The 11,132-nt window shown below is 63.6% G+C and carries 9 protein-coding genes and 1 pseudogene; 7 read left to right on the top strand and 3 right to left on the bottom strand.

Annotation, left to right across the window (positions count from 1 at the left end):
- Positions 1-92: 92 nt before the first annotated feature.
- Positions 93-263: pseudogene (locus ACFPOB_RS16895) on the top strand (integrase core domain-containing protein); the annotation flags it as partial.
- An 87-nt stretch (positions 264-350) separates the two neighbouring features.
- Here the strand turns inward: ACFPOB_RS16895 and ACFPOB_RS16890 are convergent.
- The 3 genes from ACFPOB_RS16890 to ACFPOB_RS16880 form a co-directional block, all read right to left on the bottom strand.
- Positions 351-572, bottom strand: coding sequence for an ATP-binding cassette domain-containing protein (locus ACFPOB_RS16890; protein ID WP_377799578.1), 222 nt, complete (start codon positions 570-572; stop codon positions 351-353).
- Positions 573-727: 155 nt separating this feature from the next.
- Positions 728-1,729 carry a phosphonate dehydrogenase gene (locus tag ACFPOB_RS16885; RefSeq protein WP_377799577.1) on the bottom strand — a complete coding sequence of 334 codons (1,002 nt, stop codon included), beginning with the start codon at positions 1,727-1,729 and terminating at the stop codon, positions 728-730.
- 67 nt (positions 1,730-1,796) lie between these two features.
- The gene (locus ACFPOB_RS16880) at positions 1,797-2,669 is read right to left on the bottom strand and encodes a LysR family transcriptional regulator (protein WP_377799576.1); all 873 of its coding nucleotides are present in this window, start codon (positions 2,667-2,669) and stop codon (positions 1,797-1,799) included.
- A gap of 374 nt (positions 2,670-3,043) precedes the next feature.
- Between ACFPOB_RS16880 and ACFPOB_RS16875 the strand changes: the two genes are divergently transcribed.
- The 6 genes from ACFPOB_RS16875 (at position 3,044) to ACFPOB_RS16850 (ending at position 10,932) form a co-directional block, all read left to right on the top strand.
- Positions 3,044-3,925, top strand: coding sequence for a phosphate/phosphite/phosphonate ABC transporter substrate-binding protein (locus ACFPOB_RS16875; RefSeq protein WP_377799575.1), 882 nt, complete (start codon positions 3,044-3,046; stop codon positions 3,923-3,925).
- A 102-nt stretch (positions 3,926-4,027) separates the two neighbouring features.
- Complete coding sequence (gene phnE / locus ACFPOB_RS16870) at positions 4,028-4,909, top strand: phosphonate ABC transporter, permease protein PhnE (protein ID WP_377799574.1); 882 nt, start codon at positions 4,028-4,030, stop codon at positions 4,907-4,909.
- A gap of 22 nt (positions 4,910-4,931) precedes the next feature.
- The gene (gene phnC, locus ACFPOB_RS16865) at positions 4,932-5,735 is read left to right on the top strand and encodes a phosphonate ABC transporter ATP-binding protein (RefSeq protein ID WP_377799573.1); all 804 of its coding nucleotides are present in this window, start codon (positions 4,932-4,934) and stop codon (positions 5,733-5,735) included.
- Positions 5,719-7,212: an NADH-ubiquinone oxidoreductase-F iron-sulfur binding region domain-containing protein gene (locus ACFPOB_RS16860; RefSeq protein ID WP_377799572.1), complete on the top strand. Its 1,494-nt coding sequence runs from the start codon at positions 5,719-5,721 to the stop codon at positions 7,210-7,212. Before phnC ends, ACFPOB_RS16860 begins: the two co-directional genes overlap by 17 nt.
- The gene (locus ACFPOB_RS16855) at positions 7,209-9,938 is read left to right on the top strand and encodes a molybdopterin-dependent oxidoreductase (RefSeq protein ID WP_377799571.1); all 2,730 of its coding nucleotides are present in this window, start codon (positions 7,209-7,211) and stop codon (positions 9,936-9,938) included. Before ACFPOB_RS16860 ends, ACFPOB_RS16855 begins: the two co-directional genes overlap by 4 nt.
- 169 nt (positions 9,939-10,107) lie before the next feature.
- Positions 10,108-10,932 (top strand): IS5 family transposase, encoded by an 825-nt coding sequence (locus ACFPOB_RS16850; protein ID WP_377799570.1) that lies wholly within the window; start codon positions 10,108-10,110, stop codon positions 10,930-10,932.
- The last annotated feature ends 200 nt before the right edge of the window (positions 10,933-11,132 follow it).

The raw sequence follows: 11,132 nt of genomic DNA, 5'->3' as shown, positions 1-11,132 counted from the left end.
ACTGCTTCGCCAAGTCGATTGCCAGCATCCGCATGCCTCTTCTCCCACTCGCCAAAAGCCCTTAGTGAAGGGCGCGGAGCGGGAGGCGTCCATCCCATAATGCCTTGGCCGAGACGATCAATGGCCTCTACAAAACCGAGGTGATCTGGCGCCAGCGGTCATGGCCCAGCGCATCGGCAGTCGAAATGGCCACCCTGCGCTGGGTCGACTGGTACAACAATCAGCGCCTTTTCGGCCCCATCGGCTACATCCCGCCCGCCTAGGCCGAGGCAAACTACTATGCAGCCAAAGAGACCCTCGATATGGTTGCGTGACTCAATTGAAAATGCCTCCGCGAAACCCGGGGCGCTTCAGAGGTTGAATGATTGGAATACCATGCCAATGCTCTGCCGAAGCGCGCCCATGGCTGGACGTTTAAAAGCCACAGGTGTTTGTCGAAAATTGACGCACCCGCTATCCGGCAATTCGAGGCCGTTGAGGCAACGCAGTAGCGTGCTCTTGCCTGTGCCGCTTGCGCCACAAACGACGATTGCCTCGCCCGCCAAGACCTGCAAATTGACAGACTTGAGCACTGCGTGGCCTCCATACGACTTCGAGAGGCCGGTCACTGCGATGATCTCCGGCGGTGGCTGAAAACCCATCGTCGCTCAGTCTCCAACAATTCCTGCCCGCGTCGCCCTGCCGACCCAGCGCTGCGGCCAATGTGAGCGGCCAGAACAAGGGAGCATCACGCCGCCGAAAGCCCGCCGTCTCCAGGTGCTCGGTCCTTTTGTCTCCCTCCCAGATGACGTAGGATGTCACGCGCTGCCGAGAGCGCTATGTCACGGCGCACGCTGTCTACGGCCGATCCAATGTGCGGCGTCAAAACCGTTCGAGGATGGGCGAGCAGTCGGGAAGCGATCTGCGAAGGCCGGTCGGGACGCGCCCAATCCTCGGTCTCGAATACGTCGGCCGCATAGCCACCAAGCTTGCCTGCTTCCAACGCATCCGCGACGGCCGACTCGTCGACGAGGGATCCGCGGGCCGGATTGATGAGCAACGCGCCGGGCTTCATGTCAGCAAGCGCAGCCGTATCGATGATGTGCATGGAAGCCGGCGTTAGGGGCACGGCGAGTACTAGATAGTCACTTCGTGCGAGCAGTTCCGGTCGGTCTCGGCGCAGAAGACCAAGCGCGTCCTCCGCTGCGGGCGAGAGCGGGCGCGCATCGCAATAGGAGATGCGGCAGCGGAAGGGGCGCAGGCGATGCGCGATCGCCTGCCCTACCGCGCCCATGCCCACGATGCCCACCTCCGCCCCATCGAGCCCGATTCCGTAGAGGACCGGGCGCCACCCGGCAAATGGTCGCTCGCGGATCAAGCGATCGCCTGCGACGAGATTGCGCCCCAGAGCGATCATGAGCCCCACGGCCAATTCCGCCGTCGGCGCCGTCAAGAGGTCGGGCACGATAGTCACTGCGATGCCACGCGCGCGGCAGGCCTCGATATCGAAATTATCGGCCCCCTTGAGCGCGCAGGCCACGATCTTCAAATCGGGACAAGCGTCGAGAAAGGCAGCATCCACGTGGTCTGTCATGAAGGCAAGCAGAGCATCGGCATCGTTTGCGCGACGGATGATCTCCGCGCGGGACCATGGCTCGCGTGAAGTGTTGGCTTCGACCGCGCCTCCGGTCGCGAGGAGATCGAGCACCTCCGGATGCGCCCAGTTGGTCACAAGGGTCTTGCGGGCCATGGTTGTCCTCCAGACACCAAATAGAAAAAAAGCGGGGGGCGAAAACAGGGGCGCGCACCGGGCGAGCTTAAGTCGCCGACGCCCTGCAGAAGGCCAAGAATCGGCGCGCCATCGAGCTTTGCGGGCTTTCACGGGCAACGCCTATGTGAAGCGTCTTGTAAATGTCGACTTCCTCGAGATCCAATCTCACGAGGGTGCCCGCCTTAACATCTTCGTCGACCGCATAGGCGAGGACCACGGAAAGCCCGAGGTTGGCCTTCACCGCCTCCTTGACTGCGGCTGTGCTACCGAGTTGGCGCGCCATCCGCAGATGGCCAACGTCCGCGCCAAACACGCCGGCCAGCGCCCGGCCAGTGCCAGTGCCAGGCTCGCCCCCGATGATGGGATGATCGAATAAGGCTTGGCGTGGTATGTGTCGGCGCGCAGCCAGGGGATGTTCGGGGGCGGCGATCACCACGAGCTTTTCCCGGCGCCAATTCAGCCACTCGACGGCTGGATGTTCCTCGCTCCATTCGGTCAGCACCACATCCGCCTCACCGGACACCAGGGCGTCCACCGCCCCGCGATTGGTGCCAATGACGAGATCGACCGCCTCCGGCCTACCGATCTCCCTCTCAAACCTCGCGACTAGCCGCGGCGCGAGGAAGACACCTACATTGCCGCTCGCATGGACTACGAGGCGCCGATCCGCGACGAGCGTGCGCGCGCGCTCCGCCGCGGCGAGAAGAGCTCGGGCTCGCGGCAGAAATATTTCGCCGTCTCGTGTGGGCAATGCGCGGCTGCGGTTGCGCACCACCAGGGGTACGCCAACGAACTCCTCAAGCTTGCGCAAATGCTGTGAAACAGCAGGCTGCGAGCAGGCGAGACGCTCCGCCGCGGATTGAATGCCGCCCTCGTCAATCACTGCGAGAAAGGTCTGAACCTGCATCAGATTCAGCATGAGCGCGTGTCTCCTCCAACCGCGGGACCGCCCGCCGGTTTCGTTGCCTCACAATAAGGCCACATTGATCTAAATACATGAACCATTGATAATTGAAATGCAATGCGGGCGCCCGCAAGAACGCCGAATTTTTTTAAGAAAATAAATGTAACTTATATAATACGTTGAAAAATAAGGAAAATTTAGTGATTGGCCGTAATCTTTCGCTGCATCCATATCGATTGTCACAAAAACGATATGTAATCGTACTGGAAATGTAATTCGAATATGTAATTTATTGGGCGTCGGGAGCAGCCATCGACATCGATCTGCCCTGGAGTGCGGCTGGGGTTTTCCATGGCCGCCCCGACCCAATGCCAACCCAAGAGGTCGTCATGATCACGCGTCGTCACTTCGGAGCGCTCGCCGCCTCCGCTTTGTCACTTCCTCTCGTTGCCGACGCCGCGCGCGGGCAACAGATGCGTAACGGCAAGCTTCATCTGCGCTTCGCCATCGCTCCGGTGCGGCCCACTCCGGCCATTACGATCAAGGAATTCGAGCCGGTGTTTCGCTATCTGGCGGGCGAGCTCGGCGCGACTTACGAGTTAGCGAGCCCCGAGAGCTGGGCCGCCGTCTCCGTCGCCATGAGCAACGGCCACGTGGACATCGGATGGCTCGGCCCATGGGGATATGTCCTCGCCAACCAGCGCGTCGGCACCGAAGTGATCGCCACCGTGAAGTATCGCGGTAAGCCGTCCTATCATGCGATCATTGAGGGGAGGCCCGGGCTGCCGATCAAGGAGTTTCCCAAGGACGCCAAGGGATTGAAGCTCTCCCTCAGCGACCAGGGTAACACCTCTGGCTGGCTCATCCCCTATGCGTTCCTGGTAAAGAGTGGGGTCGATCCGCGCGAGTTCTTCCAGCTGCGCGAGGGCGCCACCTTCGGCAACAACGTCTCCATGATCCAGCAGAGCCTCATCGATCTGGGCTCTAACATGGACCGCGGCCGCAACGGCATGATCGAGGCGGGGGAGATGGATCCCGCCAAGGTGGCGGTCTATTGGACATCCGAGGAGCTGCCGAACGACGCCATCTGCGTGCCCAAGGGCTTCGATCCGGCGCTGAAGGCGAAGATTCTCGACATCCTGGTGTCGCTACCGGAGGACAAGGCTCAGGCCCTGATGGGCAGCGGCTACAACGGCTTCGTGCCGGCGACCCATACCGATTACGGCATCATCGAAGAGGCTGGCCGTATCACCGGTAAGCTCAAGTCCTGAGGCCGCCGTCGGCGCCCGTGGGCGCCGGTCCTTCCATGCTCCGCCTCGGCGCCCAAGTCCGCCGGGGCGCCCTTCGCGCGCATGTGGCGCTGGGAGACCAACATGACCATCGTAAGCTTCGACGAACGTCGCTATCGAGAGCCCGCTCAGTCCCCCTTTGGCTGGCGCAACCTGAGGCGTATCCTCGTCTTTCTCACCGTCGCCCTGTTCCTCGGTGCGTGCTTCTCCGCGGCGAAGGTCGATCTCGGTAAGCTCGCCGACGGACTGCCCAAGATCGCCTCGTGGTTCACTCAGATGTTTCCGCCGGACCTGCGAGACATCGACCAGGTACTGCGAGACGCCTTCCAGACCCTCGCCATGGCGACGGTGGGCACCATCGGTGCGCTTCTGGTCTGTATACCGCTCGTGCCGCTCGCAGCGCGCAACACTACGCCGAACCTCTTCGTCTACCGATTGGTGCGGGCTGCGTTTGGGGTGCTGCGCGGCACCGAGATACTCGTATTCGCTCTCATTTTCGTGGCGGCGGTGGGCTTTGGACCCTTCACCGGGGTGCTCGCCATCATGTTCAATATGGTCGGCGCGCTCGGCAAGCTGCTCACCGAAGTGATCGAGCCTGCCGATCCAGGCCCAGTAGAGGCTGTAGAACTCACCGGTGCCGGCCCAGTGCGGGCGTTCCGCTACGCGATGCTGCCGGACGTTTGGCCAAACATCGTCGCTGTGACCCTCTACATCTGGGAATTTAACGTGCGCGCCTCCACCGTGCTCGGCATCGTGGGAGCCGGAGGTATCGGGCAGACGCTGAAGGATTCCATCGACCTGCTCGACTTCCCCAAGATGGCCACTGTGCTGGGCATCATCCTCGTCATGGTAATCGCCATCGACATGCTGAGCGGCTACCTGCGTCGCCTCGTGTTGAGCCCCGAGACCGCTGCCACCCGCGCGGGCACCCCGACGCGCCTCCCTGAAGCCGAACCCCGCGCCTGACCGGCCGACGGGAGACAGACTCATGAACGACATTTCCCTTACGCATCTCTCCTCCAACCGATCGCTGACAGGGGACGGTGGCGCAGCTATCGCTGTGCGCGACGTTGGTAAGGCGTTCCAGGGCCGCGTAGTGCTGGAGCGTATCTCCTGTGATGTACCGAAAGGCCAGTTCGTGGTGCTGCTCGGCCCGTCGGGCTGCGGTAAATCCACCTTGTTCCGCTGCCTCACGCGTCTCATCGAGCCCGACAGCGGCACTGTCACCATGCACGGAACCGAAGTGACGTCGCTGCGGCCGGCAGCCCTCAAAGCGCTGCGGCGCGAGGTGGGGTTCGTGTTCCAGCAGTTCAATCTGGTGAAGCGCTTCAGCGCCATCGACAATGTGCTGGCGGCTCGCCTCGCAACGATGCCGCTTTGGCAAGTGTTGCTGCGCCGCTTCAGCGAACAGGACCGGCAACTCGCCCTCGCATGCCTCGACAGCGTGGGCCTGATCGACCAAGCATACCAGAGGGCGGAACGACTGTCCGGCGGTCAGCAGCAGCGGGTGGCCATCGCCCGCGCTTTCGCCCAGCAGGCGGAGCTGATCCTGGCCGACGAGCCTATCTCCAGCCTCGATCCGGAATCCTCGGAAAACGTGCTTCAGATCCTCCAGCGGGCAGCGCGTGAGCGCGGGTTCACAGTGCTGTGCAGCCTGCACCAGGTGGACCTCGCCGTGCGTTTTGCCGATCGCATCATTGCCCTACGCCGGGGTCGACTGTTCTTCGATGGGCCAGCGACAGCCTTTACCTCGGACTTGCGCGAGGAGCTTTACCGTGCCCAACGCGCCTGACCTTATGCAGCAAGTCGAGAACATGGCCGTTGCCGCAGCTCTCGAGCGCGACGCGGATCGGGGACGTCTCCTTGAGATCCTGCTCGAGGTCCGCGACGCCAAGGGTGGTGTAGGCATCTCGAAACAGGGCCTCATGCAGGTCGCCGAGCGCCTGCACCTGTTTCCAGCCGAGGCCTATGAGGTGGCCACCGCATTTCCGGCGGTGAACTATGCCGCCGCAGCGCCCTATGCCACAGAACGGTGCGGGGATCTCGTCTGCGCTCTGATGCACGGTACCGATGCCGGCGTGGGCGTGTGTCGCAACCGCTGTGACGGCGCGAGGACGGAGCCGGACCCGCGCGGCTTCGCAGCTTATCGCGCAGCCGGGGGATACCAGGTGCTTGATCGCCTGCGGGCCTATCCAGGAGAGCGCACCTCCCTCTTGGAGCGCATCGCCACACATCAGGCGGTAGGGCGCGCGGGGGTGGGCTTTCCGGTTGCCGAAAAGTGGCGTCAGGCCATGGCTGTAGGCCGGACGCCGGTCATCATTGTAAACGGCGACGAAGGCGAACTCGCGGTGTTCAAGGATCGGTTCATCCTGGAGAGCGATCCCCATGGCGTGGTGGAAGCGGCTCTGGTCGCAGCCCGCATCACCAGTGCGGACAAGATCTTCTTCTACGTGCGCGACGACTACGCACCCATCCACGCTATTGTGCGGCGAGCGATGAAGGATGTCGTTGAGGCAGGCTTCACGGACGGGATCACCTTGGAACTGCGGCGAAGCGGCGGGGCCTTCATCTGCGGAGAGGAGACTGCCCTTATTGCCAGCCTCGAAGGGCGTCCGGCTCGGCCGGTAGAGCGACCGCCGTTCCCCACCACGCGCGGCTATCTCGGCCGGCCGACCATTCTCCATAACGTGGAGACCTACTTCCGTCTGCGCGCCGCTTGGAGCACCATTTCCACGCCGGAAGTTCCGGTCTCGTCGCTGCTGGATGCTGGCGTGGTGCTATTCAGCGTCTCTGGCCGGGTGCAGGCACCGGGGCCGAAGCCGGTTCGAGACCTTGCGCGGCTTTCGGACCTCGTGGAGGCCGCCGGCGGCCTCGTGGGCGGCGTAGAACTCGGCGGCATGGTGATCGGCGGCTCTTCCGGCACCATCGTGTCGGCAGCCGACTGCCAACGGCCCCTCGCCGATCTGAAACGCGAAGGACTGAGACTCGGCACCGGCGGCGCCATCGTCTTCGGTGCTGACGACGATAGGCGCGTGATTGCATCAAGGATGGCTGCGTATCTCGCGCGCGAGAGCTGCGGCCAGTGCGGGCCGTGCAGGGTAGGAACCGGGAAGGCCCGTGATGTCCTTGCCGCTCCCGGAACCCTCGACACCGCGCTCATTGAGGATCTCTCTACTGTGATGACCGAAGCCTCCCTGTGCGCGCTGGGCCGCAATGCGGGGCGCTTCCTGTCTCGCCTGTCCCCCCTTCTCGCTTCGCAGGACGCATGATCACCTTCGACATCACAATCGACGGGCAAACCGTTGTTGCTCAGCGCGGTCAGACCCTTCTCGCGGCGGCGACGGCGGCAGGGCTCGACCTGCCGCATCTGTGCGGTTCCACGCGTGTCGGCTACCCCGCCGTCGGCAGTTGCCGCACCTGCCTCGTGGAGGTCGAAGGCCTTACCGATCTCATGCCCGCTTGCCGTCATCCGGCCACGCCTGGCCTGAGTGTACGTACCGATACCCAGCGGACGGAGCGGGTGCGCCGCCTCGCCATCGAACTGCTCGGAGCAGAAATGAGCACCGAGGCCCGCGCGCGTCATCCTGACAGTCCCTTCATGGCGTTGGCCGAACGAGCAGGCGCCGATCCGGCACGCTTCGGAGCCCGGACCGAGGCCCGTGCGAGCGACACCAGCCACCCCGCCATGATATTCGATCCAGAAGCCTGTATCCGTTGCGGCAAGTGCCGAGCGGGCTGCCGCGATGTTCAGGTGAACGGTGTGATCGCCCTCGCCGGGCGTGGCGATGCCATCCATATCTCGTTCGATTCCGGCCTAGCTATGGGCGAGAGCCAGTGCGCATCCTGCGGCGAGTGCGCCCAGGTCTGCCCCACAGGCGCGCTAATACCGAAGGCGCTACAGGAGGCGGGTGGGCGGGCCGCCATCACGACGAGCGGCGAAACGGTGTGTCCCTTTTGCAGCGTCGGATGCCGAGTGACTCTCCATCAGGCGGATGACCGCATCATCTGGGCGGAGGGGGCCGACGGTCCGGCGAACCATGGCCGGTTGTGCGTGAAGGGCCGCTTTGGCTTCACATACCTGCGACATGCTGACCGCCTGACGATGCCGCTCATCCGCCGCCCGGGAGTGCCGCGGGATACTGGCGCTGGCCTGCGGGGCCCACAAGTTATGGACCTCTTCCGCCCAGCGAGCTGGGACGAGGCACTCGATGCCGCTGCCAAAGGCTTTCGTCGCGTGCGGGCACGTCACGGCGGAGCGGCGCTCGCTGTGCTGGGCTCTGCCAAGGGCTCCAACGAGGATGCCTACCTACTTCAGAAGCTCGCGCGTGCTGGCTTCGGAACGCCGCATATCGATCATTGCACGCGTCTGTGCGCCTCCGTGCCACCCTTGGCCGAGGCGACCGGTCTCGCCGCGGTGACAGCGCCCATCGAAGAGATCGCCAACGCCGATGTGGTGCTCATGGTCGGCTCCAATCCGGACATGAATCACCCTGTGGCAGCCTCCTTCATGAAGGGAGCGCTACGGAGCGGTACTCGCCTGATCCTCGTGGATCCGCACGGACAGTCCCTGTCGCGTTTCGCAACGCACCACTTCCGCATCGCTCCCGGTACCGATGTCGCCTTGCTGTCAGCCATGACGCGCTTTGTTATCGAAGAGGGGTTATACGACCGGGTCTTCGTTGCCGAGCGAGTGGAGGGCTTCGAGGCCCTACGCCGCCGAGTGGCGCCCTTCACCCCGGAGGTGGCTGCACACATCTGCGGGGTGAAGAGCGAGGAAATACGAACAGCAGCGCGCTTATTCGCAGGGGCCCACGCCGCCATGACGTTCTGGGGCATGGGCGCGTCGCAGCACGCCTTCGGCGCCGACAACATCCGTGCCGCCATCGCTTTCGCCCTAGTCTGCGGGCAGGTGGGTCGGCCGGGGGCGGGGCTCCACCCCCTTCGCGGACAGAACAACGTGCAAGGTTCGTGCGACGCAGGGCTGCTGCCGAACTATCTACCGGGCTACCGAGACCTGGATGATGCGGCTGAGTGTGCCGTGTTCGAGCACTTGTGGGGGGGCCGCATGTCGCTCTCACAAGGCCTATCGGTGGTGGAGATGTTCGATGCTGCCCGGCTCGGCGTCGTACATGGCCTCTATGTGGTGGGCGGCAATCCGGCCTTGGCCAACCCTGATCTCGCCGCGACCCGTGCAGCCCTGGTGGGACTCGATCACCTGGTTGTGCAGGACATCTTCCCCACCGAGACGGTGGCCTATGCCGACGTAGTATTGCCCGCCGCAGCATTGGCCGAGCGCGAGGGCACCGTGACGAACACCGACCGCATCGTGCAGCGCATCACTCCCGCATTGCCGCCGCCCGGCGCCGCCCGCCCGGATTGGATGATCATACGAGACCTCGCGGTGCGTCTCGGCTTGCCGTGGGAGCAGGTCAGCGTGGAGAGCATCTTCGAGGAAATGGCGGGTGTGGTGCCGACGTTGAAGGGCTTTCATTGGCCGCTCCTGGCGAAAGCCGGTCATGCCCGTTACCCATTACAGGGGGAAGGCACTAGCGACAGCCTGTTCGGCGACGGCTTCCTCCGTGGGGAGCGGGCTCTCATTGCGCCCCTTGACGCAAGCGGCGTCGACGAAGCGCCCGATGCGGAATTCCCCTTCATCCTTATGACAGGTCGCTTGCGGGAGCATTGGCACACGGGTTCCATGACGCGCCGGTCCCCGGTTCTGGAAACCCTGAGCCCTGAGCCGCGCGCGCACCTGCATCCCGACGATCTGGTCGGGCTGCAGCTTGCGGCCGGCGACGAGGTGGAGGTGCGCACACGGCGTGGCGCAGTCCATCTTCCGGTGCGGCCGGACGCCTCCATCCGGCCGGGCGTGGTGTGGATGGCCATGTCGTTTTTCGAGGCAGCCGCCAATGAACTGACGATCGGCCGTCTTGATCCGACGACGCGCGTTCCCGAATTTAAGTTCTGTGCTGCTGCGGTCAAAAGGAAAAATTAAAGAGCACGCGATTCGGAGATCATGCCAACGCGTACCGCCTTGAAACAGATCCCAAGGCCGTTGGACTATTACCAACTCTCTTTTATCAGAGCCGATAGGCTCAGAGCCCGTTTGAAAAATCGTGTGTCGTAGGATTCCCGCGGGGTCGGGTTTGTGATTCAAGCTCTGGATGTGGACGCCAGAGCAGCGGGGCCGGATGGCCGAGATCGCCCGGAAGACGAAGCGTTATCCGTCGGATCTGACGGATGAGGAATGGGAGCGGATGGCTCCGCTGATGCCTGCGCCCGGGCGTCGCGGCCGTCCGCGCGAGGTCGAGTTCCGCGAGGTCATGAACGCGGTGCGCTATCTGGTTCGTTCGGGCTGCGGCTGGCGGATGCTGCCGTTTCATTTCGGGCACTGGCGCACGGTCTACGGCTGGTTCCGCGAGTTGGCGCGGCGCTTCCTGTTCCAGACCATCCACGACGTCGAACTGATGCTTGACCGCGAGCGGGCCGGGCGCGAGGCGAGCCCGACGGCGGCCGTGATCGACAGCCAATCGGTCAAAGCTCCGCAAGCAGAAACAAGAGGTTACGATGCCGGCAAGAAGATCGTTGGGCGCAAGCGGCACATCGCGGTGGACACCGACGGACGGCTCCTGATGGTCAACCTGACGCCCGCCGACATCTCCGACAGCGCCGGCGCGCAGGCCATTCTCGCCGCCATCCGCAAGCGCTGGCCCTGGGTGAAGCACCTCTTCGCCGACGCCGCCTACGACAGGCTCAAGCTCATGGACAAGGCGGCCTATCTCGACTTCGTCGTCGAAATCATCCGACGCCGCGACGGCGCAAAGGGCTTCGAGGTGCTGCCGCGCCGCTGGGTCGTCGAGCGAACCTTCGGATGGATGACTCGATGGCGCCGCCTCGTGCGCGACTACGAGCGTCGCATCGACGTCTCAAAGGCCATCATCCTCGTCGCCATGGGCGGAAATCTCATCCGCAGAAACGCCCATCCCTGAATTTCCAAACGGGCTCTCAGTGGATGCCGGTGAACACAATGCGCCATGGTTAGTCGATGAGTTTATTCCAAGCGTGGCAGCGCCTATCGATAATACACGACCTTAGAGCCCGTCCCGAAAGGGTTGAGCGACTGGGGCACTCGTGATTCCAAGGGGTTGTTCAGGCCATCTTGGAGCGAGCGATGTGGACCCCAGCCACT

The sequence above is a fragment of the Allobosea eneae genome (assembly GCF_042657265.1).
In the GTDB taxonomy this organism is placed as follows: Bacteria; Pseudomonadota; Alphaproteobacteria; order Rhizobiales; family Beijerinckiaceae; genus Allobosea; species Allobosea eneae.
This window is presented reverse-complemented; position numbering and strand designations above follow the sequence as displayed.

Excerpts from the sequence above, each read along its gene's own strand:
- ACFPOB_RS16855 (WP_377799571.1), top strand. The coding sequence starts at position 7,209 with ATGATCACCTTCGACATCACAATCGACGGGCAAACCGTTGTTGCTCAG.
- phnE (WP_377799574.1), top strand. The coding sequence starts at position 4,028 with ATGACCATCGTAAGCTTCGACGAACGTCGCTATCGAGAGCCCGCTCAG.
- ACFPOB_RS16875 (WP_377799575.1), top strand. The coding sequence starts at position 3,044 with ATGATCACGCGTCGTCACTTCGGAGCGCTCGCCGCCTCCGCTTTGTCA.
- ACFPOB_RS16885 (WP_377799577.1), bottom strand. The coding sequence starts at position 1,729 with ATGGCCCGCAAGACCCTTGTGACCAACTGGGCGCATCCGGAGGTGCTC.
- phnC (WP_377799573.1), top strand. The coding sequence starts at position 4,932 with ATGAACGACATTTCCCTTACGCATCTCTCCTCCAACCGATCGCTGACA.
- ACFPOB_RS16850 (WP_377799570.1), top strand. The coding sequence starts at position 10,108 with ATGTGGACGCCAGAGCAGCGGGGCCGGATGGCCGAGATCGCCCGGAAG.
- ACFPOB_RS16880 (WP_377799576.1), bottom strand. The coding sequence starts at position 2,669 with ATGCTGAATCTGATGCAGGTTCAGACCTTTCTCGCAGTGATTGACGAG.